Below are 22,355 nucleotides of genomic sequence, written 5' to 3' on the forward strand. Positions count from 1 at the left end.
CCGGTGAGAACAGCGGTGATCACAAGGCGACGCTTCGACATGCCGAAGCCTGAGCGGCCACCGCTATTCCGATGACCTGCGACACGCTATTCCGATGACCTGAGACACCCCATTCCGATGTCCTGAGCCAGGACACTGTCAGCCCGACTTTTGTGAAATGCGGTCCTTCCGATCAGTGCTTCGCTCGGATGACCGTCGCGACCGCGTCGGTGCGGCCGGAGTCGTGTGCCGAGCTCACGGTGAGTTTGAGCTTTCGCTCGTTGCCCGCCTTCGCGTGCGTGGTCCGCTTCGCGATCACGCTTAGCGTGAGCGCCGCGCCCGGCGCGAGCGTCGGCGTGCGGAAGGTCCCGGCCTCGACCGCCTTGGTGATGTCGCGACTGCCGTCGTAGTAGCGCACGCCGAACTTCGCCGATCCCGCACTGCCGCGCACGACCAACCGGTCCGGCTTTGCGCTGCGGTTGCACACCTTGACGACGGCCTTCGCCGACCCGGTCGGCGACGAGATCGACTGCGTGATGGTCTGCGCGTTGATCGCGTTGTAGATCTTGGCTCCGGTGTAATGCCCGCCGACCGGCTTGATCATTGCGTCGGGCCGGTACGGCGAACCCACGACGCGGTAGGTCCGCTTCACTGTCGTGGTGTTGCCCGCGCCGTCCTTGGCGGTCACCGTGAAGGTGTGCGTCCCGGACGCCGTCGTGTCGATCGGCGCTCCTTCGGTCACGGAGCCGGCACACGACTGGAGGTTCGACCCGCCGCGGTCGGTACAGCTGAAGTCGCTGTCGACGTTCTCGCCGTACGTGTACGTCGCACCGTTCACCGGCGTCGTGACATCGACGACCGGCGGGATCTTGTCGGGTGCGGGGAACTTCAAAGCGCGGTAGCTGAACAGACCGTTATTGGCCTTGAGCTCCCATACCACCTGCTTGTCGGCGTTGACCTCGGTCGCGATCGCAGCGGTGTTGGGACCCCACCCGATCATCGTGTCCCCATTGCTCAACCGCTGTGCAGAGCCCTCGAAGTTCGAGTCGCGGCCGGTGATCTGGAACGACCAGACCAGCGTCGCGGTCTTCTTGGTCTGATTGATCTTGTACTCGGCGACCCGGGTCTGCGGTCGAGCAACTGGCCCACTCGCAGGGTCGTTGTAGTCCGGGCACAGCACGCCCGACCCGTCGATGGACTCGGATCCGTCGTCGAACATCAGGATGTCGCCGTTCGGCAACTGGCTCGCCGAGTGTTGAGCACACGGTCCTTGGTCCGGATCATCGACCGCCTTGAGCGTCGGGTAGCGACCGCCGAGCGACCAGACGATGTCGCCCTTCTTGAAGCCGTTATGGGCGTGTGTGGCGATCTCCATGACCTGGCTCAGATGGCGGAAGGACGCGAGAATGTCGCCGTTCTTCATGAGCCAGATCGAGTTGAGATGCGCGTAGTCCACCGAACCGGGAAACATGGAAACCGCGTCCAGGCCGTGGTCACCGCTGCTCCACTGGAACAGGACCTTCCCGGTCGGGCTCTGCTCCTGAATTACCCCGTCCCACTTCATGGTGTTCGAGTTGGGCTCGGTGGCGATCAGCCAGCGGTCGCCGTTCGCGAGGAGTATCGAGTCATGGCCGTCCGTGTCGGTGAGGCCGCCTTCGGTCTGGTACTGCGCGATCTCCTTGAACCTGCTGTTGAGCTCGTCGATCTGGTCGCCGCTCTGGGTGCCGAGCGCCGGGCTCCGTGCGACTGAATAGTCGCCATTGGGCTGGCGCTTGAAGTCCAGCGGCACCCCTGGGTCCTTTCGCACATAGATCGGCACGCCGTAGTTGTCGACCGCGGTCTCGAAGCTCGGCGTCCCGCCGGTGAAGTCAGAGGGCGTCAGAAAGACGTAACCGGGTGCGATGCCGGCCTTCATGGTCGTGACAGACATCGTCGGGAAGCCGGCCGGGACGTAGATCAGCGAGTACACCGACGTCGCCTTCGAGGACTTGATGAACACCGAGATCTCGTCACCGGAGGACAAGCCGGTGAGGGTTTCCGTCCCGCTCGCGACCGGCTGGCCGTCGATCCAGATCGAGCCGGACTTCGCTGAGGTCGATGCCGTGACCTGAACGGTGCCCGCTGTCGTGTCGTCGGTCGTGATCGCGTAGCGATGAATGGACGTCGAGAACGCCGGGTACATGCCGACCCCGCTGCCCGACACCGCGATCATCTGGGTCGGCGTCGTGCGGGGCGCCGAGTGCGCGACTGCCGGCGCCAGTCCAAGGGTCGCCAGGCAGGCGAGGATTGCGAGGAAGACCTTGGGCACCGGCGCAGGCTACCGAAGTGCCTCGCAGGCGTCAGGCCGACGCGAGCGAGGCACCCGTTCGCGCGGGTTGGCGCCTTACGGGTTGAACGCGCCCGCCGGCGTGACGTCGTACCAGTACTGCGCATCCGGCGGGTTGTACGGGCCGGTCAGGCCTTCGCCGGTTGCTTGGCCCGCCGACGTGTCACCGACGTAGGTGTAGAGCGGGTACTGGTTGTACGTGACCTGATCGCCGACACCGGGTCGGCTGACCGAGCCGAGCAGTGAGCTCATCGCGTCACCGGCCGCGGTGGGAGCGCCCTTGGTGAGCAGCGGAACCCAGAAGCTCAAGCACGCGGCCGAGCACCAGTACGTCGACTGCTCGGTCGGGTTCGACAGCGCGTACAACGTCAGACCGGCGCTGTTGGTGATGACCTCGACGCCGCCGGCCATCCCGGTGGTGACCTCCGCGGGACCCGATGGACCCCCGCCGCCGCCGGTCTTGTGGTGCACGGGCTTCTTGACCGCCTTGCCGTGCGTTGACACCACGAAGAAACCGCCGAGGTCCTCTCCGCTGGTGCTGCCCGGCTTCTTGCCCGACACGAAGTAGTACAAGGGGTGGCCGTAGTAGGTGACCTGGCCCTTCTTCGTCCGGCTGAGGTGCTTCGGACCGATGTCCTTGCCGGCGCGCGGAGCGTGCTTGCTCATGACCTTCGGCCAGCTCGCGGCACACGCGCCGCTGCAGTGGGAGACCTTGTGGCCGTCGCCGGTGAACAAGTACATGACCCGGCCCTTGCTGTTGGACACCACGCGCCCGTACTTCTTGGTCGTCACCGAGGAGATCTCGGTGCCCTTCTTGGTCGCATGGTGGCTGCCGCTCGCCAGTGCAGGCGTCGCGCTCGCCGTGAGAACGCCGGTGCCGAGAAGAATGCTGACTGCCAGTGTGCCGCGGTGTTTCACGAGCTTTCCCCGTCCCCTCCGTGGTCACGGCGCCGCTGGTGCGCGCCCGACCGTGAGTACGGCCCGACCGCCCGAGTGGTTCAGCGCCGGCGCTCGCGCTTGCCTTTCTCGCGCATCCGGATGGCCAGCTCGATCGGCGTACCGGCGAAGCCGAACTGCTCGCGCAGGCGGCGCTCGAGAAACCTCCGGTACGCCGACTCCAGAGGGCCCGAGGTGAACAGCACGAACCGTGGCGGTTCGACACCCGGCTGGGTGGCGAAGAGGATCTTGGGCTGCTTGCCGCCGCGCACCGGTGGCGGGGTGGCCGCGACGATCCCCGCGAGGAACGCGTTCAGCTCGGCCGTCGGAACCCGGGTCTGCCACGACTCGAGCGCGGCGTCCAACGCCGGTCCGATCCGCTTCATCCCCCGGCCCGTCCGGGCCGAGATGTTCACCCGCTCCGCCCATCCCAGCCGGCCGAAGTCGCGCTCGAACTCCCGCTCCAGCTGGTCGCGCCGGTCCTCGTCGACCAGGTCCCACTTGTTCATCGCCAGCACCAGCGCTCGGCCGGCTTCGACCGCGAGGTCGGCCACGCGCAGGTCCTGTTCGGTGAGCGGCTCGGCCGCATCGAGCAGCAACAGCACGACCTCGGCCGCTTCGATCGCCGCCGAGGTACGCAGGCTCGAGTAGTACTCGGCGCCGCTGGCCTCGTGAACCCGGCGGCGCAGACCGGCGGTGTCGACGAACCGCCACGTCGCGTCGTCGAGGCGGATCAGCTCGTCGACCGGGTCGCGCGTCGTGCCGCCGACCGCATCGACCAGCGCGCGGTCCGACCCCGCCAGCCGGTTGAGCAGGCTGGACTTGCCCACGTTGGGCCGTCCGATCAGCGCGACCCGATGTGGTCCGGCCGGCTGTTCGTCGCGCGCGACCGCCGCCGGCAGCGCGGCAACGATGGCGTCGAGCAGGTCACCGCTCCCCCGCCCGTGCAACGCGCTCACCGCAAGCGGCTCGCCGACGCCGAGGCCCCAGAGCGCAGCGACGTCCGGCTCGGCCCGAGCCGAGTCGACCTTGTTCGCGGCCAGCACGACCGGCCGCCCGGATCGCTGCAACACGCGGCTCACGGCCGCATCAACCTCGGTGATCCCGACGGTCGCGTCGACGACCAGGAGTACGACGTCGGCGGCCTGCACCGCGAGCTCCGCGGCCGCCGATACCCGTGCCGCCAACCCGCGCGCATCGGGTTGCCACCCTCCGGTGTCGACGACCGTGAACGCCCGCCCGGCCCACTCGGCCTCGTACGAGACCCGGTCACGCGTCACGCCTGGCACGTCCTCGACCACCGCCTCGCGCCGGCCGAGGATCCGATTGACAAGGGTGGACTTGCCGACGTTCGGGCGACCGATCACGGCGACCACCGGCAGCGCATCTGCGCCGGTTGTCATGCCGACTGCCGCTCGGCCTCGAGCAGTGCCAGCAGATGGGTGCGAACCTGCTCGGCGGCGGCCGCGATGGTCGCGCGGGTGCGCAAGTCCCCGGGGATGTCGAGCTCGAACGCCGGACCGAACACGATCTCGATCGGCGTTCGCCAGCGCGGGATGACCTTGCCCTTCGGCAACGCCTGCTGGGTGCCCTTGCACAGCACCGGCACGATCGGGCACCGCGAGTTGAGCGCGAGGTAGCCGATGCCGTGCTGGATCGTCGCGAGGTCGCCGGATCCGCGGGTGCCCTCGGGAAAGACACCGAGCACGCCGCCGTCCGCGAGCACGCCGAGCCCGGTACGCAGCGCCGTACGGTCCGGCGTACCGCGGTGGATCGGGATCTGGCGCGCGAACCTCAACAGCCACCGCACCGGCCCTTTGAAGATCTCGCTCTTGACCAGGAACGAGGAGGGCCGCGGCAACATGATCATGACGATCGGCCCATCGAGAAAGCCTGAGTGGTTGCCGGCCAGCAGCACGGGTCCGGAGTCGGGAAGGTTCTCGAGCCCGCGCAGCCGCAGCGCGAACGCGATCCGCAGGATGCGCTGCGCGACCCGTCGTGCCACCAACAGCGGAATGCTCTCCCGGGTCGGGTCGGCACGCCGGCTCACACCGACACCGCCCTGGCCTGCTCGACGATGAGCGCCACGACCTGGTGGATGTCGAGGCCCGAGGTGTCCACCACCGTCGCGTCGGGCGCTTGCTGGAGCGGCGATGCTGCGCGCGTGCTGTCTGCCGTGTCGCGGCGGCGCAGGTCGGCCTCGGTGGCGGCGAGCGATCCGGGCGCCTCGCCCAGCCCGTCCTGACGGGTGCGTCGCTCGGCCCGGGTGGAGGCGTCTGCGGTGAGGAAGATCTTCACGGGGGCATCGGGTGCGACGGTCGAGCCGATGTCTCTGCCCTCGACCACGATGCCGCCCTCGCCGATGATCTCCCGTTGCCGGCGCACCATGGCCGCGCGTACGCCGGGCACCGCGCTCACGGCGCTCACCGCGCCGGTCACCTCCGGGCTGCGCACCGCGGCGGTCACGTCGATGCCGTCCGCGAGGATCGTGGGTGCGCGCGGATCGGTGGTGACCTTGAGCTCGGCCTGCTCCGCGATCCTCGCCAGCTCGTCACCGGCCGTGAGGTCGACGTGGTGCTCCAGGGCGAGCCAGGTCACCGCGCGGTACATCGCGCCGGTGTCCAGGTAGCGCAGGTCGAGCGCCGAGGCGGCCTCGCGGGCCACGGTGGACTTCCCGGACCCGGAGGGGCCGTCGATCGCAACGACCAGATCTCGCCGCTGCACCGACCCTCCTCGAAGACTCGCCGCGCCTCGGCGTCAGCCGAGCCTAGCCGCCACTGGCGGGTGGGCTGGCGGTAGCGGTCCACCCCTGCCGGGTGAGCGCCGAAGCCAGCACCTCATGGTGCTGGGCCGACACGTCGAGCTCGACGATCCCGACCGGCAGGCCCGGGGAGTGGTCGACCCTGATGTCCTCCACGTTCACCCCCGCATCGGCAGCGTCGGAGAACAACCGGGCGAGCGCGCCCGGCTCGTCCGGTACGACGACGGCAACGCTGGCCCACCGGACCGCCGCCTGGCCGTGCTTGCCGGTGAGCATCGCCCGCCCGCGCCGACCGGCCTCAACCAGTTCTCTCACCGCCGGCTCGGTGGCGTCGGGCCGCTGCTCGAGCACCTCCACCAGGCGCTCGAGCGGGTCCAGCACGCCGCGCAGAGCGGCGGCGATCCCGGCCGGGTTGGCCGCGGCGATCCCGGCCCACATTCCGGCATCGCTGTCCGCCAGCCTGGAGGTGTCGCGGAGCCCGGCGCCCGCGAGCGCCACCTCGGCGCGGTCCAGGCCCAGCAGCGAGGCGGCAAGCGCGGAGGCGAGCAGCTGTGGAACGTGGGACAACCGCGCCAGCACGGCGTCGTGCTCGTCCGCGCTCATCTGCGTGACCACCGCCCCGCACGCCAGCGCGAGGTCGGTGACCGCGGCCACGGCGGCCCCGCTGGAGTGCGCAGTCGGGCAGATCACCCAGGGGCGCTGTTCGAACAGGTCCGCCGACGCGTGATGAGGCCCGGAGCGCTCCCGGCCGGCGATCGGGTGACTGCCGACGTAGCGATCGCACCCCGGCTGATGGGCCTCGACCTCACGTTGAGGTTCAAGTTGAACGCTTGCGGTGTGTGTCACCACCGGGACCGTACTCTCGCGGAGCAGGCGGTCGACGACCACACCGACCGCACCCGGGGGCACCGCCGCCACCGCCAGGTCGAACCGTTCCCCCGCTGCCCTGCGCCGGCCGGCCCCGACCGACTCGGCGAGTGCGAGCTGCTCTTCGTCGGAGTCGTCGAGGGCGACGTCGTAGCCGGCCGCGCGCGCCGCCAGCGCGATCGAGGTTCCGATCAGACCGGTGCCGATGACCAGCAACCGGCCACGGGGGGCGGCATTCACGTCAGTCCCTCGGCAGGTCGGTGCGCAGCGCCGCCGCACCACGCAGGTAGACGTGGCGCGCATCGGCGCGGCTGAACTCGGCCTCGACCAACGCCAGCAGCCGGATCACGCGCTCCATCGCTCCGGGCACCGCGATCTCGGACGCGCACAGGAAGGGGACGTCGGTGATGCCCATCGTGCGGGCGGCGTAGGCGGGGAACTCCGAGGTGAGATCCGGCGTCGTCGTGAAGACGATCGAGATGAGTGCGTCGTGGTCGAGCCGGTTGCGGGTCAGCACAGCTTCGACCAGTTCGGCGGTCGCCTCGATCACCGCCTCGCGTTCGTCGACGTCGACCTGGGTGGCCCCGCGCAACGCGCGAACCGCCATCTGGCTCCTCCCCGAACTCTCGATGTCGTTCTACCGATAGATCTACAAGTCGACTTCTCGATACAAGGCCCGGACCTCGCCCGGCTGCAGGTGCCGGCGGCCACCCGGCTTCAGGTCGCCCAGGCGGATCGGGCCGACCGAGGTGCGCACCAACCGCGTCACCGGGAAGCCGACCTCCGCGAACATCCGCCGGACCACGTGCTTGCGCCCCTCGTGCAAGGTGATCTCGACGATGCTGCGCTTGGCGGTCGCCCCGACCAGCTCGACCCGGTCGGCCCGCGCGGGTCCGTCGTCCAGCTCGACTCCGCCGCGCAGCCGCCTGGTCGCGAGCCGTGGGAGGACGCCGTCGACCTCGGCGAGGTAGGTCTTCGCCACCCCGAACGACGGATGCATCAGCCGGTGCGAGAGGGGCCCGTCGTTCGTGAGGAGCAACAGGCCCTCGCTGTCCGCGTCGAGCCGCCCCACGTGGTGCAGCCGGCTGGCCAGGTCGGCGACAACGTCGCCGACGCACGGCCGGCCTCGGTCGTCGGACATGGTCGAGAGCATGCCTCGCGGCTTGTTCACGGCGAGGTAGGCCAGTCCCTCGCGGGTAGGGACCTGCGCGCCGTCGAGGACGATCCGGTCGTGCTGGGGATCCACCCGCGCGCCGAGCGTCGCGGTGTGCCCGTTCACCTGCACCCGACCGGCCGAGATCAGCGCCTCGCAGGCGCGCCGGCTGCCGAAGCCCGCCTCGGCCAGCACTTTCTGCAGTCGCGTTCCGTTCGAGCCTGCGCCGGCTTCGCGCTCAACCAGCGACGGCATCGTCGTCGATCGCGGAGTGATCCGGCAGGTACTCGGAGATGTCGGGCAGCTCCGCGAGCGAGGACAACCCGAGCCGGTCGAGGAAGTGTTCGGTAGTGGCGTAAAGAATTGCTCCGGTTTCGCGCTCCACACCCACTTCCGCGATCAATCCTCGGGTGACCAGCGTCCGCACGACCGCGTCGACATTGACGCCGCGTACGGCGGCGATCCTGGCGCGCGTCGTCGGCTGGCGGTAGGCGATGACCGCAAGGGTCTCCAACGCCGCCTGGCTCAGGCGAGCCGGCTGACCTTCGCGCACGAACCGCTCGACGTACGGCGCACACGACGCGCGCGTGTAGAGCCGCCAGCCGCCGGCGACCTCCCGAAGCTCGAATCCGCGCCCGCCGCGGTCGTAGTCGGCAGCGAGCTCGCGCAGCAGCTCGCGAACCTCTTCTCTCGGGCGTTCGACCACCTGCGCGAGCGTCGTCTCGTCGACCGGTTCCTCGACGACCAGCAGGACGGCTTCGATGCCGGCACGCAGGTCGGGCAGGATCACGGGCTCGGTGTCGTCGGTCACGATGACCAGGTCATCCGTCATTGCCCTCAACCGTGTCGTAGGAGTCGTCGATGTCGGCCGCCAGCACGGCCAGCTCACCGTCGCCGGCGACCCAGCGGACGTTCAGCTCGCCGAACGCGACCAGCTGGTCGAAGGCGACCGCGCCTTCGCGATAGAGCTCGAGCAGAGCAAGAAACCGCACGACGATCGTCATCGTCTCGGTGCAGTCCGCGATCAGCGCACGGAAGCTCGCGCCGCCGCTCGCCCGCAGCCGGCCGGCCAGCAGTGCGGCCTGCTCGCGGACGCTCACGACGGGTGCATGGATGTGACCGATGTCGACCACGGGCAGCGGCCGCGGCGCCGACGCCCGAGCGGCCAGCTCGGCGAACTCCTGCGGGTCGAGCCCGAGCTGGACCTCGGGCAGCAGGTCCACGAACGCCGGTTCCAGGCCCGCCGTGCGGGGGTAGCGCAGTCCGGCCTGGCCGATCTGCTCGGTGAACCAGCGGGCGACCTCTTTGTACGCGCGGTACTGCAGCAGCCGGGCGAAGAGCAGGTCCCGGGCCTCGAGCAGCGCCAGGTCCTCCTCGTCGACCTCGGCCGAAGGGAGCAGCCGGGCGACCTTCAGGTCGAGCAGCGTCGCGGCCACCACCAGGAACTCGCTCGCCTGGTCCAGGTCCCAATCGTCGGCGTGCGCGCGGAGGTAGCCGAGAAAGTCGTCAGTGACCTGCGCGATCGCGACCAGCGTGACATCCAGCCGGCGCTTCGCGATCAGGCTGAGCAGCAGGTCGAACGGCCCGTCGAAAACGTCGAGATGGACGTGAAAAGCCGACGATCCGGCCAAGCCGTCAGCGTCCACAGGCGCGGCCGACTCAGCCGCTCCCGGACCGGAGAGCACCACCGCTCGACGGTAGCCCAGGCCGGTGTCCGGACCCGGCTCGGCTCGCCGCGCGACGAGCGGTTACAGCGCGTGCAGGATCCGGTCCGCGACGTCGCCGATCAGCTGCAGGAGCAGCGGGTACTCACCGCCCAGCGGGACGATCAGAAGGACCAGCACGATCGCGGTCCCCCACTGCTCCTCGAGGAAGTGGTAGGCCAGCCGGCGACTTCCGCTGCTGCGCGGCAGCGTCGACCACAATGCGACGCCGAGCTCGAGCGGCGGAACCGGCACGAGGGCCAGCAGCCCGCAGGCCAGGTTCTCGATGCCGAACCCGATTGCGATCCGCTGACCCGCATCCGTGGCCAGCGACTGAGATCCGTGCAGCACGGCCAGGCTGGACATCAGCGGGAAGAAGCCGGAATGGCCGCCTGCTGCCTTGTACGCCGCCAACCCGGCCGCCGCGAGCAAGCCATGGACGGCGACGGCGGCCACGACCACCACCCAGACCTGGGACCGCTTGCCGAACCGCAGCGTCGGCCGGGGCGACCATCCGACGCCGGCAAGCAGCACCGCCACGAGCCCGAACGGGTCGAGCCAACCCCGGGAAGCGGTGACGGTGCGAAGGGCCCGGCGGCCGTTGACCAGCAGCTGCTGGACCGCCACCCGCAGGACGCAGCCCAGCACGAAACCCAGGGCGAGACCGAGCAGTGTCGACGGCTGGCGCAGTGCGTAGAGCATCGAGGATCGTCGCCGCGGCCGGGCTCAGTCGGCCCGCAGCCGGCGGACCAGGATGCTGTGGTCCCCCTTGGCCTCCAGATCGGCCAGCACGACCGACAGCGCCTCGCGCACGATCCGGCCCCGATCCACCGCGAGCGAATGCTCGGCCCGAAGGATCAGACGGGCGTGCTCCAGATCGACCAGCTCTGCAGGTGAGACATAGACCGTGATCTTCTCGTCGTGCCGTTGGCGACCGCTCGGTCGGGAGCGCGACGGGTTCGCTCCCATCGCGCCGTCACGCCGAACGGTCGGCTCGGCCGCCGCCGGCTCGCCGTTGCCGGTGCGGTCGTCGGGACGTAGCGCTCCGGTCGATCGGAACAGCTCGTCCGCACCGGGCAGGATCACCCGGCGAGACACCGGGCCACCACCTCTCTGGCCAGGTCGCGGTAGGCCGCTGCCCCGGGTGAGGACGACGCGAAGCTGGTGATCGGCTCCCCCGCGACGGTCGTCTCCGGGAACCGGACGGTTCGGTTGATCACCGTGTGGAAGACCTTGTTGCCGAACGCCTGCACAACGCGGGTGAGCACTTCGCGGCCATGGAGAGTACGACCGTCATACATTGTTGCGAGGATCCCCTCAAGTTGAAGTTGAGGGTTAAGCCGCTCGCTCACTTTCTCGATGGTCTGGATCAGGAGTGCCACACCGCGCAGCGAGAAGTACTCGCACTCCAGCGGAACGATCACACCGTCGGCGGCGGTGAGCGCGTTGATGGTAAGCAGGCCGAGCGAGGGCTGACAGTCGATCAGGATGACGTCGTAGTCCTCGACCATCGGCTCGAGCACCCGCTTGAGCGACTGCTCGCGGGCGACCTCGCCGACCAGTTGGACCTCCGCGGCGGACAGGTCGATATTGCTCGGGAGCAGGTCCAGGCCGCTGCTGGTCTTGATCAGGATGTCGTCCGCGGTGACCCCGCGCTCCATGAGGGCGTTGTAGATCGTCTGGTCCAGCTCGTGCGGGTTGACCCCGAGCCCGACCGAGAGCGCGCCCTGAGGGTCGAAGTCGACCAGGAGGACCCGCCGGCCGAACTCGGTCAGGGCGGCACCGAGGTTGATCGCGGTCGTGGTCTTGCCGACCCCGCCCTTCTGGTTGGCCAGGGCGAGGATCTTCGCGGGACCGTGCTCGCTCAGCGGTTTCGGGTCCCGCAGACGGGGGCGTGGCCGCCCGGTCGGGCCGATCTCGCGCGGCGGGCGGGTCCGCTCCGCGGTTGTCGACATGTCGTCCTCTCGGTAAAGCTTTACGGCGACAGCGCGATATCTCGCCGAAGCGGTTAACCGCGACGCGCAACCTAATGCCGATCAGGCGGGTTGGCAACCGGCGGCTGCCGCCGGCACCGCTGCCACAACGCTCTGATCAGCCTGAACGCGCTCGAGGATGGGACATCGCGTAGACCTCGCGGAGCCGGTCCACGGTGACCAGTGTGTAGACCTGAGTGGTCGTGACGGAGGCGTGTCCGAGCAGTTCCTGCACCACGCGCACGTCGGCTCCGCCGTCGAGCAGGTGGGTGGCGAAGGAGTGCCGGAGGGTGTGCGGGCCGATCCGCGACCGTAGTCCGGCGCGCTGCGCCGCCGTCTGGAGAATCGCCCACGCGCTCTGCCGGGACAGCCGCCCGCCTCGGGTGTTGAGGAACAGCGCCGGCCCTCCCCCGCCGCCGGAGGCGAGCACCGGCCGGCCACGGACGAGGTAGCCCTCGACCGCGTCGCGGGCGTAGCTCCCGACCGGCACTACCCGGTCCTTGCCGCCCTTGCCGCGCAGCAGAACTGTTCCCCGGTCCGGGTCGAGGTCGTCCACGTCCAGCGCGACCGCCTCACCGATCCGCGCCCCGGTGCCGTAGAGGAACTCGAGGAGGGCCTGGTCGCGCACACCCCGCGGCGAGCCGTCGGATCCCGCGGCGGCGATCAGCGCGGTGACGTCGTCCAGCGAAAGCGCCCGCGGCAGGCGGCGGGGCGGGGTGGGCGGACGCACCGCGGCGGCCGGGTCGCTCTCGGCCAGCCCTTCGCGCAGCGCGAAGCGATGCAGCCCGCGGACGGCAACGACGGCCCGCGCCGCGGACGAGGCGCGCAGTGCCACCTGCTCCCCAGCGCCGCTGCGCAGCACCGCCACGAAACCCGTGACGTCGGCCTCGGTCACGTCGTCGAGGGAACTGCGCCCCTGCGCAGCGAGGTACTCCGCGTACCGCGCGAGGTCGCGACGATACGAACTCAACGTGTTTCGGCTCAACCCGCGCTCGACGGCGAGATGGTCGAGGTAGCCGCGGATCACCCGGTCGATCGCGGCGTGATCGCTCGAGCTCAGCCGAGCACCTCGGCCAGCGGCCGGTACGGCAGGCCGTGCGCCTCGGCCACCGGCTCGCACACGACGTCTCCGCTCACCACGTTGACCCCACCCGCCAGAGCGGGATCGCGGCGCACCGCCTCCTGCCAGCCGAGCCCGGCGATCCGCTCGACGTACGGCAACGTGACGTTGGTCAACGCGTAGGTCGACGTGTGCGGCACGGCGCCGGGCATGTTCGCGACGCAGTAGAAGACCGCGTCGTGAACCATGAAGGTCGGATCCGAGTGCGTGGTCGGCCGGGTGGACTGGAAGCAGCCGCCCTGGTCGACCGCGATGTCGACGAGGACCGCACCCGGCTTCATCCGCGCGACCAGGTCATCGCTCACCAACGTCGGCGCCTTCGCACCCGCGACCAGAACTGCGCCGATCACCAGGTCCGCGTCGATGCAGGCCCGCTCCACCTCGTAGGCGTTCGACGCAACGGTCTGGAGGTGGCCCTGGTAGATCCGGTCGGCCTGCCGGAGCTTCTCGATGTTGCGGTCGAGGACCAGCACCTCGGCCTGCATACCGAGCGCGATGGCCGCGGCGTTCATGCCCGAGACCCCCGCGCCGAGCACCACAACCTTGGCCGCATAGGTGCCGGAGACGCCACCCATGAGTACGCCGCGCCCGCCCCCGTCGCGCTGGAGGTGATGGGCACCCACCTGCGGCGCCATCCGTCCGGCGACCTCGCTCATCGGCGCCAGCAGCGGCAGTGACCCGTCCGCGAGCTGCACCGTCTCGTAGGCGATCGCGGTCGTGCCCGAGGAGATCAGGGCGTTGGTGCACGGCTCGCTCGCGGCCAGGTGCAGGTAGGTGAACAGGACCTGATCGGCGCGCATCCGGTGGTACTCCTCGGCCACCGGCTCCTTCACCTTGCAGATCAGCTCCGCCTCGCCCCACACGTCGTCCGCGGTCGGCAGCAGCTTCGCGCCGGCCGCGACGTAGTCGTCGTCCGGGATCGACGAGCCCACGCCGGCCTCGCGCTCGATGACGACGTCGTGGCCCTGGCTGACCAGCTCGTGTACGCCGGACGGGGTGATCGCCACCCGGAACTCGTTGTCCTTGACCTCGCGGGGGATGCCGATCAACACGGTGTCCACACCTTTCGACCGCCGGCGGCGTCGTTGCCACCGGGCACAGCGCTCGTTGGGATCCTAAACGGGGGCTCAGGGGCTCGGCGACTCGCGGACCGATCCGGTGAACGGCGATGCTTCGGGCCATTGCGCATCGGCCGGACGAAGCGCCGCAAAAGCCTCACGGGCGGCGAGCGACGCGGCGAGCAGCCCGATCGCCGCGAGCGGGTTGTGCAGCTCGCCGCTTTGGACGCCGGCCACCGCCTCGTCGAGCGGCACCCAGCGTTGCGGCATGTCGCTCTCCTCGTCCTCGCCCACGAACCTGGGCGCCGAGGCGGGCCGGACATCCCGCGCGAGATAGATCCGGACCGCCTCGTCGGTCATGCCCGGCGAGGTGAACGCGTCGACCAGCACGTCCCAGCGGTCGGCCTCGAGATGAGCCTCCTCGTACAGCTCGCGCTGAGCGGCGTGCAACGGCGGCTCGCCCTCCTTGTCGAGCAGCCCGGCCGGCGGCTCCCAGAGCAGTCGGCGGACCGGATGGCGGTACTGCTGCAGCAGCAGGACTCGACCCGCGTCGTCGAGCGCGATGACCGCAACGGCGCCGGGATGGACGACGACGTCCCGGGTCGCGGTCGTGCCGCCCGGCATGGCGACCTCATCGGTGCGGACGTCGATCACGCGGCCGGAGCGGAAGGCGACGTGCGACGCCCGAACCGGGAACGCGCTCGAAGGCTCATCGCGCATGGCGGCTGTCACGGCACCGTCCGGCTGGTCGGTTCGGAACTGGGCAGGGCTCAGGATCCCACCGACAACCCGTCCCCCGGCAAGGTGATGGCGCCGAGCTCGGCCTGCGCGTCAGTGGCGCGTTGCAGTGCGGCCGCGACGAAACCGGTGAACAGGGGGTGCGCCCGGGTGGGCCTCGACTTGAACTCGGGGTGGGCCTGGGTGCCGACGAAGAAGGGGTGCTGGTCGGCCTGCAGCTCGACGTACTCGACCAACCGGCCGTCCGGGGAGGTCCCGGAGAACACCATGCCGGCGTCTTCCAGCGCGGGGCGGTAGGAGTTCGCGACCTCGTAACGGTGCCGGTGCCGCTCGGCGACCCGGCTGCTGCCGTAGGCCTTGGCGACCAGCGAGCCTTCGAGCAGGACGGCCGGCTAGGAGCCGAGGCGCATCGTGCCGCCCATGTCCCGCTCACCGGCGACGACATCGACCTGATCGGCCATGGTCGAGATCACCGCGTGCGGGGTGTCGGGATCGAACTCCGCGGAGTTGGCACCGGTCAGCCCCGCCCGATGCCGCGCGACGTCGATCACCATGCACTGCAACCCGAGGCACAGCCCGAGGGTGGGGATCCGATGCTCGCGCGCATGGCGCACCGCACCGACCTTGCCCTCGATGCCACGGACGCCGAAGCCGCCGGGAATCAGTACGCCGTCCACCCCGTCGAGCGTGCGCGCGGCGCCTTCCGGCGTCGCGCACTCGTCCGAGGTGACCCATCGGATGTCGATGTGCGCGTCGTTGGCCGCGCCCGCCGCCCGCAGCGCCTCCGTCACCGAGAGGTAGGCGTCCGGCAGGTCGACGTACTTGCCCACCAGCGCGACCGTCGCGCGCTGGCTCGGTCGGTGGATGCGCCGAAGCAGCTCGTCCCACTCCGCCCAGTCGACGTCGCGGAACGGCAGGCTGAGCCGGCGCACCACATAGGCGTCCAGACCCTCGGCGTGCAGGACCTTGGGGATGTCGTAGATCGACGCGGCGTCCGGTGCCGAGACGACGGCCTCCTCATCGACGTCGCAGGTCTGCGCGATCTTGCGTTTGAGGCCGGCCGGGATCGGGCGGTCCGACCGGCAGACGATCGCATCCGGCGTGATGCCGATCGAGCGCAGCGACTGCACTGAGTGCTGGGTCGGCTTGCTCTTCTGCTCGCCGGATGGCGCGAGATAGGGCACCAGCGAGACGTGCAGGAAGAAGACGTTGTCCCGTCCGACGTCCTGGCGGACCTGGCGGGCCGCCTCGAGGAACGGCAGCGACTCGATGTCGCCGACGGTGCCACCGATCTCCGTGATGACGACGTCGACCCCGTCCCCGCCGGGCGGCGGAACGGCCATCGCGCGGATCCGCTCCTTGATCTCGTTGGTGATGTGCGGGATCACCTGAACGGTGTCACCGAGGTACTCGCCGCGCCGCTCCTTTGCGATGACCTCGGAGTAGACCTTGCCGGTTGTCACGTTGGCGGTGCCGTAGAGCTCCTCGTCGAGAAAGCGCTCGTAGTGGCCGATGTCGAGGTCGGTTTCGGCACCGTCCTCGGTGACGAAGACCTCGCCGTGCTGAAAGGGGTTCATCGTGCCCGGGTCGACGTTGAGGTAGGGGTCGAGCTTCTGCATCGTGACCCGCAGCCCGCGGGACTTCAGCAGCCGACCGAGGCTCGAAGCCGTGAGGCCCTTGCCGAGGCTCGAAGCAACGCCTCCGGTGACGAAGACGTGTCGTACGGCGACGTTCGACGCACTGGCCGACCGAGCCACATGCCCTCCCGTGGTCTCAAGCGCCGCGCAGCATCATGACGTATTCGGTCGGTCTCGACCGGTCATGAAGGATGGTGAGGACTCATCTCGCGGCAGCAACCCACGGGAGTCCACGGTAACACCGCGCAACGATCGGCGGCACCGCCACTCCGGGCGAGTCGGGCCGGATCCGCGACGTGCCTTCAGCGCAGGCTGATGCGGTCGAGCAGGTCGGCGTAGTTCGCGACCAGCTGGTCGAGGGCCCCTTCGCGATCGGGCCAGCGCCGGGCCTTGGCGATCCCTGCCGCGATCAGGTTCTGGCGCCGCTCGTCATCGGCGATGATCGACTCGACGGCGTTGCGCAAAGCCCCGGCGTCCCCCACCGGGACGATCACCGCCGCGCCACGCACCAGCCCACCCAGGCCCCCGACATCGGTGGTGACGAGCGGCACGCCGGCCCGCAGCGCCTCCTGGGCGACCAGCGCACGGGCCTCCCATTCACTCGGTAGCGCGACGACGTCCGCGACCGCGAGCAGGTCGGCGACATCGGTGCGGTAGCCGAGCAGCCGCACCGGCGCGCCACTGGCGGCGATGCGGCGTTCGAGATCGGCCCGCCCGGGCCCTTCGCCGGCGATCACGACGACCGGCGAGCGCTCGCCGGACCACGATGCGGCCGCGTCGACCAGCACATCCCAGCGCTTCTGCCGATGCAGCCGCCCGATCCCGAGCACGACGGGACGGGTCCCGACGCCGAGCTCGCTGCGCAGCTGCAGGGGGTCCTTCGTGGCTGGCGAGAGCGCGGGCGCGGTCACGAATGCGCTGCGGACCAACGTCGCGCCGGCCGCTCGCGCCGCATCACCGAGGTCGGAGGACGCGACCAGGGTGAGGTCGGTGGAGCGAGCGACGTAGCGGGCCAGCGCACGGTGCATCGCGCGTCGCAGCGCGCCACCCTGGCCGGCGTTGTGCCACGTGACGACGAGCGGGGTGTCGCCGCCGAAGCCGACGGCTTGCGCGCCGGCTCGAAGGCCGTGCGCGTGAACCAGGTCCGCTTCCCGGGCAGCGGACCGCAGCGCGCGACGGGTGGCGGCGAGCGGTCCGGGCCTCGAGCTCCCCACCGGCGCTTCCACGACGGTGACGTCGAGCCCCCCGAGATCGAGCCTGGCGATCGTCGCCGACGGCGCGCACACGACCACCCGGAGCCCGCGGGCGGGCAGGCCGTCGGCCAGGTCACGAACGTGCCGGCGGATCCCGCCGGTGACGTCGGCGACCACCAGCAGCACCGACCGGCCGGACGGCATCGGCTCCGCGATGTGCTCAGGCACGCCGCAATCCCGCCCGGGCGGCGATCATCCGCAGGGTGGGTCGGTCGATCACGGCCACGACCAGAGCATGGACGGCCAGCGCGATCGCCGCCACGCCGATGATGACCGCGAGGTCGCCCGCGACTCCCTTGACCGGCGCCGCCCTGGCCAGCAGCACGCCGCCGCCGGCACCCGCCAGCCCGCCGGCCACAGCCGCGGTCGCCGCCTTCGCCAACCCCGACAGCGCCGCCGAGCCCGCCGAGCGGCGCAGCGCGAGGAGCAACCAGAGCCCGCTGACCGTCACGCCGACCGTCGTACCGATGCCGACCGCAGCGACGGTCCAGCCCGGTGGCATCGCCTCGGCGAGCGCGATGTCCACCACGACCGCGACCAACCAGCCACCCAGCACCGCGGTTGCCGGAGTGCGGGCGTTCCCCTGAGCGTAGAGCGCGCGCGACATCAGAGCGACCAAGGCATAGCCGAGCAGGCCGGGGGCGAACGTGGCGAGACCACGGGCGAGGATGGTCGGCGCCACGTGGCCGGGGGCGTCAAGGACGACGACGCGCGCGACCGGTCCCGCCGCCGCGCCCATGACCGCTGCCGTGGCCGCGACCACTACAAGCATCGCGCGGGCGGTTCGGGCGGCGGTCGAGGTGTAGGCGGCACGATCTCCGCTCTGCCAGGTTGCGGTCAGTCCCGGGAACGCGCTCGTCGCCAACGGCACGGCCGCAACCGCCCACGGCACCGTGAACACCGTCCAGGCGAGGTTGTAGAGCACGACGCTTCCGTCGACTCCGCGGGAGTTGGTGAGGCGGAGCACGACGGCGGTCGCGAGATCCGAGCTGCCGACGACGACCGCGCCCGACAGGGCCATCGCGCGGATGGTGGCGCCGACACCCGGCGGGAAGCGGTACGTCGGCCGCAGCCGGATGCCGAGCCGCACGGCCGGAACCACCAACGTGAGGAGGAGCGCGGCGACACCGAGCGTCGTACCCAAAGAAAGGATCAGCTCGTGCCCGCGGGTCAGGGTGGCGAGCCTGGTCTCCTCGTGCGCCGCGACCGCGCCGAAGACGACGTACGCCGCGATGACGACGAGACTCGAGACCAGCGGACCCAGCGCCGGGCCGACGAAGCGGCGGTGCGCCTGCAGTACACCGATGAGGACGACCGCTGCGCCGTAGAGCACGACCTGCGGCATGAACACCGCCAGCATGCGGGCGCCGATCGCCACCTCGCTGTTCGCCGTACAGCCGTGATGGCCGTGCCCGACGAGCACGCGAACCAGGGGGTGGGTAAGCAGCAGGCCGACCACCATGATCGGCACCAGGATCGAGACCGCCCAGGTGAGCAGGGCGGAGGTCGTGCGGTCGACGACGTCGCGAGCGCCGGCGGCTGCAGGCCCCGCAAGCACCGGTACGACGAGGCTGGACAGTGCCCCGCCGGCGACGATGTCGAAGATGATGTTCGGCACCGTGTTGGCCGTGACGTAGGTGTCACCGAGACAGCTCGGACCGACGATCCGGGCGAACACGACGACCCGCGCGAAGCCGGCCAGCCGCGCGGCGGTCGTGACGGCGGCGATGACCAACGCGGCCCGCGCGATCCCGGGCGCGGCAGACGTCTCCGGGTGCGCGGTGGGTGCGCTCATTCGTGCTGCCGGCCGACCTGATCGAGCGCATGCAGGACCGGGTGGCCGTCGATGACCGCGCTGAAGCTCACCCGCTCGCTCGCGAGCGTCAGTCCTACGACCACCGCGGCCAGTAGAACCTGGCGAGCTCGACCGCCCGAGCAGGCGGCTGCGGTGCCGAGCAACGCGCCCAGCGCGCCGGCGCCGCAGTCGCCCAGCATCGCGCGCTCCCCCAGATCAACCGGGATCGCAGCGAGAGCGGCGCCGGCGGCCGCCCCGGCGAGCACCCGGCTCTCGCCGCCGGTACGAAGCAGGCCGGCCGCGGCGAGGGTGCTGACCTTCAACGCCCGCCCGGGACGCAGGTCGAACAGGTTCACCAGGTTGGCGCCGCCGGCGGTGAGAACGGTCCCCAGGACGATGTCCACCGGCTTGCGGCTGCGCTGCCCGGCGGCGAGCGCCCCGGCACCCGTGATCGCGACCAGCTTGACGACCCCGGTGGTGAGCTCCCCGTCGCGCAGCGCGCGCGCATGCCCCCGCAAGCCGAGGGCATGACGATTCCCGTACAAGTCGTCGTACCCGCCGGTGAGCGCGGCTCCGGCGACCGCGATCAAGGCGGCGCGGCGGGCGGGCTTCGCGGCCAGCACGGCACCGCCCAACGCCCCGGCACCGACCGCCGGGCCGAGCAACAACGTCACCGGCCGGCCACGGAAGTTCCGCCGGGTCCACCGGGACTCATCGCTGCTCCGGCCCGAGGGCCGCAACCGACCCCAGGCCGTCTGGGCCGCGGCCGCCGACACCAGGCCGGCGAGTACGGCGCGGGCCGCGCCGCCACGTCGGCTCACGGCGACGGTGACGGGCTCGGTAGCACCTGGTTCTCGCCCAGGCCGTAGGCGCCCACCGTGCCGGAGGACGCGGCGTCCGCGAGCGCGAGCACGATCGCGATCCGCCCGGCCGCCGGGTCGGGCGAGCTGCTCGTGTCGAAGTCGACGGTGGAGGTGTTCTTGGTGAGCGTCGAGTCGTTGCGGGCAGTGGCTAACGCACTCGCCGAGTTTCCCGGCGTCGGGTCCGGGCCGGCGACGACGGCGGCGGACGAGGAGCCGCGCAGGTCCTTGGCCAGCGTGACGAGCTCGGTGTTCTGGGTTTGGACGATATTCGCCGCGCCGCTCGAGGTCGGGTCGGCGAGCAACAGCACGGCCATGTTCGCCGGCCGGTTCGGCAGGTTGCCGGACACGCTGATGAACTTGCCGTCCGACAGCGCGTTCAGCGTCTCGTTGACGTGCGAGCGGCTCACCGTGCGGTGGCCCGGACGCGCGAGCAGGACATCGGCGAGGATCGACGACACCTTGGTGGCGCCGTTCCCGTTCGGCAACGTGTGGTTCGGCAGCGCGAGCGAGGTCGCCAGTTGGCCCAGTTCGGCGTCCTGGGTCGGATCGATGTAGGCGGACTGCAGGGCGACGTTGGCGGTGACGGTGGCGCCGGCGAGCTGCAGGGTGTTCACCACGGACTTCACCAGCGATCCGTCCACCCCCGGCGCCGAGACCAGCGCAACAGCGTCCCCGGTCAGCCGGTCCTCCACAGCGAACGGCTCGATCTCCTTGGTCAGCGCCTGCTCGTCGCCGAGCGACGCCCGGAGCTGGCCGTTGATGGCCTCGGTGTGCTTGTACTCACCGGTGACCCGCTTCGCCTGGTTGTCGAGGTTGTGGGTGACCGTGCTCTGCAGCGTCGTGCTCCCGAGGAACAGCCCGAGGGCCAAGGCCAGGAAGACCGCGACGATCGAGACGATGTGGTAGCGGAAGTCGATCAACGACGACGTCCTCTCATGCGGCCGAGCCTATCCGCGCCGGGGTGCCGCCATGCCGTGCTGCGAGCCGCTCAGCCGACCGTGATTCGCCCCTGGATCGGGTTCGAGGCGCCATCGGCGGCGAGCGCGCTGCCCGCGGAGTTCGCCGCCTCGAGCCGCCAGGTGTAGCTCCCGGGCGACAGCTTGTGGCCGGCGGCGTCCCGCCCGTCCCAGCGCACGGACACGTCGCCCAGGGCCGCGTCCGCGGCCGCGCACTTCAGGGTCCGTTCGACGGTCGCTCCCGCGAGGATCTGCACGTGGCACGCGGTCATCGCGGCCGACATCGGGATGAAAGCCGACCACGGAAGCTTCTTGGTCGGTGTCGCCGACGTCGGGGCAAGCCGGTCGCCGAGGTAGCGCGGGGCCTGCGGCGTGGGGGCGACCGGCAGCGGAGCGACGCGTGCCCGGTTGGCGCCGTCGATCCACGCGATCAGCCCGCCGTCGACGGCAACCCCGTCCGGCGCGTCCGGCAGCAGGCCGGTGTCCGCCACGGACAGCACGCGAGTGCGGTGCGACGACCCGTAGTGCTGCAGGTAGTAGTCCGCGCGGGTGCCGGTGTCCTTGAGCTCGAGTACGCCGTCGGACGTCGCGGCCTGCGGCGCGTAGGCGCCCAGCAGCGAGACCGCCGGTGCCATCGTGGCGGCATCGCGATAGGCCTCGTGGATCACGGTCTTCGGCTGGGCAGCGACCACCTGCCACATCACGTCGTCGCCGTACTCGCTGACCCGTGCGGTCAGACCGGCCCGCTGCCTCACCGGCACCGCCGCCCGAAGCTTCACCGGGGTGGCGGCACCGGACAGCGCCCGGCGCCACACCGAGCCGTCGGCGTCGACGTAAGCGAGGTAGTTGCCCCAGATCGCCGCCGCGATCGCACCGGCGATCGTCGTGGCCCGGCCGGTGCGAAGGTCGTACAGCACGGGAGGCCCGGCCGGGCTGGTCTGGTAGACCAGCCGATTGCCCGAGAGGTCGACGCCGCTCGCGGCGTGCTTGGTGGCGACCGTCGTGGTGCGCACCGGTGAGGTGATGGAGATCGAGTGCGCCGTGCCGGCCGCGGCGGTGTTGGCGCCGGACAGGCTCAGCCGCGTCTCGCCTGCGACGTCGCTGTCCGCGCCGGCACCGGGGTGGCCGAGCGATACCGCGGAACTCACCGTGAGCGCCCCCGGCTCGCCGGCCACCGTGCTCGACCAGGTCGTGACCCCGGCGGTCCGGTCGGAGTAATACCCGATCCGCCCGGCGG

21 protein-coding genes and 1 pseudogene are annotated in these 22,355 nt (G+C 70.7%); all 22 read right to left on the reverse strand.

The genetic code is table 11. From position 1 onward, the window contains the following. Positions 1-172: 172 nt before the first annotated feature. Positions 173-2,287 carry an aryl-sulfate sulfotransferase gene (locus VME70_01875; protein HTW18941.1) on the reverse strand — a complete coding sequence of 705 codons (2,115 nt, stop codon included), beginning with the start codon at positions 2,285-2,287 and terminating at the stop codon, positions 173-175. A gap of 75 nt (positions 2,288-2,362) precedes the next feature. Beyond that, on the reverse strand, positions 2,363-3,223 hold the full coding sequence (locus tag VME70_01880) for a hypothetical protein (protein ID HTW18942.1): 861 nt from the start codon (positions 3,221-3,223) through the stop codon (positions 2,363-2,365). A gap of 80 nt (positions 3,224-3,303) precedes the next feature. Continuing rightward, on the reverse strand, positions 3,304-4,644 hold the full coding sequence (gene der / locus VME70_01885) for a ribosome biogenesis GTPase Der (GenBank protein HTW18943.1): 1,341 nt from the start codon (positions 4,642-4,644) through the stop codon (positions 3,304-3,306). Further along, positions 4,641-5,291 (reverse strand): lysophospholipid acyltransferase family protein, encoded by a 651-nt coding sequence (locus VME70_01890; GenBank protein ID HTW18944.1) that lies wholly within the window; start codon positions 5,289-5,291, stop codon positions 4,641-4,643. The genes der and VME70_01890 overlap by 4 nt, the downstream gene beginning before the upstream one ends. Beyond that, entirely contained in the window at positions 5,288-5,965 is a 678-nt protein-coding gene (gene cmk, locus VME70_01895) for a (d)CMP kinase (GenBank protein HTW18945.1), read from the reverse strand. The genes VME70_01890 and cmk overlap by 4 nt, the downstream gene beginning before the upstream one ends. A 43-nt stretch (positions 5,966-6,008) precedes the next feature. Beyond that, a complete protein-coding gene (locus VME70_01900) occupies positions 6,009-7,109 on the reverse strand; it encodes a prephenate dehydrogenase (GenBank protein HTW18946.1) in 1,101 nt (366 codons plus the stop codon). Position 7,110: 1 nt separating this feature from the next. Next, positions 7,111-7,476, reverse strand: coding sequence for a chorismate mutase (gene aroH / locus VME70_01905; GenBank protein ID HTW18947.1), 366 nt, complete (start codon positions 7,474-7,476; stop codon positions 7,111-7,113). 42 nt (positions 7,477-7,518) lie between these two features. Further along, the gene (locus VME70_01910) at positions 7,519-8,277 is read right to left on the reverse strand and encodes a pseudouridine synthase (protein ID HTW18948.1); all 759 of its coding nucleotides are present in this window, start codon (positions 8,275-8,277) and stop codon (positions 7,519-7,521) included. Next, positions 8,261-8,854 carry an SMC-Scp complex subunit ScpB gene (gene scpB / locus VME70_01915; GenBank protein HTW18949.1) on the reverse strand — a complete coding sequence of 198 codons (594 nt, stop codon included), beginning with the start codon at positions 8,852-8,854 and terminating at the stop codon, positions 8,261-8,263. Before scpB ends, VME70_01910 begins: the two co-directional genes overlap by 17 nt. After that, positions 8,844-9,653: a segregation/condensation protein A gene (locus VME70_01920; GenBank protein ID HTW18950.1), complete on the reverse strand. Its 810-nt coding sequence runs from the start codon at positions 9,651-9,653 to the stop codon at positions 8,844-8,846. Before VME70_01920 ends, scpB begins: the two co-directional genes overlap by 11 nt. 117 nt (positions 9,654-9,770) lie before the next feature. Continuing rightward, the gene (locus VME70_01925; GenBank protein ID HTW18951.1) at positions 9,771-10,427 is read right to left on the reverse strand and encodes a hypothetical protein; all 657 of its coding nucleotides are present in this window, start codon (positions 10,425-10,427) and stop codon (positions 9,771-9,773) included. Positions 10,428-10,451: 24 nt separating this feature from the next. Continuing rightward, positions 10,452-10,823, reverse strand: a complete 372-nt coding sequence (locus VME70_01930) for a cobyrinic acid a,c-diamide synthase (protein HTW18952.1) — start codon at positions 10,821-10,823, stop codon at positions 10,452-10,454. Further along, positions 10,808-11,680, reverse strand: a complete 873-nt coding sequence (locus VME70_01935; GenBank protein HTW18953.1) for an AAA family ATPase — start codon at positions 11,678-11,680, stop codon at positions 10,808-10,810. Before VME70_01935 ends, VME70_01930 begins: the two co-directional genes overlap by 16 nt. A gap of 136 nt (positions 11,681-11,816) precedes the next feature. Then, a complete protein-coding gene (gene xerD / locus VME70_01940; protein HTW18954.1) occupies positions 11,817-12,725 on the reverse strand; it encodes a site-specific tyrosine recombinase XerD in 909 nt (302 codons plus the stop codon). Positions 12,726-12,754: 29 nt separating this feature from the next. Further along, positions 12,755-13,870, reverse strand: coding sequence for an alanine dehydrogenase (ald, locus tag VME70_01945; protein HTW18955.1), 1,116 nt, complete (start codon positions 13,868-13,870; stop codon positions 12,755-12,757). Between the two features lie 75 nt (positions 13,871-13,945). Continuing rightward, on the reverse strand, positions 13,946-14,596 hold the full coding sequence (locus VME70_01950) for an NUDIX hydrolase (GenBank protein ID HTW18956.1): 651 nt from the start codon (positions 14,594-14,596) through the stop codon (positions 13,946-13,948). A gap of 50 nt (positions 14,597-14,646) precedes the next feature. Next, positions 14,647-16,371: pseudogene (locus VME70_01955) on the reverse strand (CTP synthase). A gap of 182 nt (positions 16,372-16,553) precedes the next feature. Beyond that, on the reverse strand, positions 16,554-17,672 hold the full coding sequence (locus VME70_01960) for a glycosyltransferase family 4 protein (protein HTW18957.1): 1,119 nt from the start codon (positions 17,670-17,672) through the stop codon (positions 16,554-16,556). Further along, positions 17,665-19,299, reverse strand: a complete 1,635-nt coding sequence (locus VME70_01965; GenBank protein ID HTW18958.1) for a lipid II flippase MurJ — start codon at positions 19,297-19,299, stop codon at positions 17,665-17,667. The genes VME70_01960 and VME70_01965 overlap by 8 nt, the downstream gene beginning before the upstream one ends. Then, complete coding sequence (locus VME70_01970; protein ID HTW18959.1) at positions 19,296-20,120, reverse strand: hypothetical protein; 825 nt, start codon at positions 20,118-20,120, stop codon at positions 19,296-19,298. Before VME70_01970 ends, VME70_01965 begins: the two co-directional genes overlap by 4 nt. Continuing rightward, a complete protein-coding gene (locus tag VME70_01975) occupies positions 20,117-21,082 on the reverse strand; it encodes a copper transporter (GenBank protein ID HTW18960.1) in 966 nt (321 codons plus the stop codon). Before VME70_01975 ends, VME70_01970 begins: the two co-directional genes overlap by 4 nt. 68 nt (positions 21,083-21,150) lie before the next feature. Next, a partial coding sequence (locus tag VME70_01980) for a FlgD immunoglobulin-like domain containing protein (protein ID HTW18961.1) occupies positions 21,151-22,355 on the reverse strand: 1,205 nt, incomplete at its 5' end.

The sequence above is a fragment of the Mycobacteriales bacterium genome, assembly GCA_035504215.1.
GTDB lineage: Bacteria > Actinomycetota > Actinomycetes > JAFAQI01 > JAFAQI01 > DATAUK01.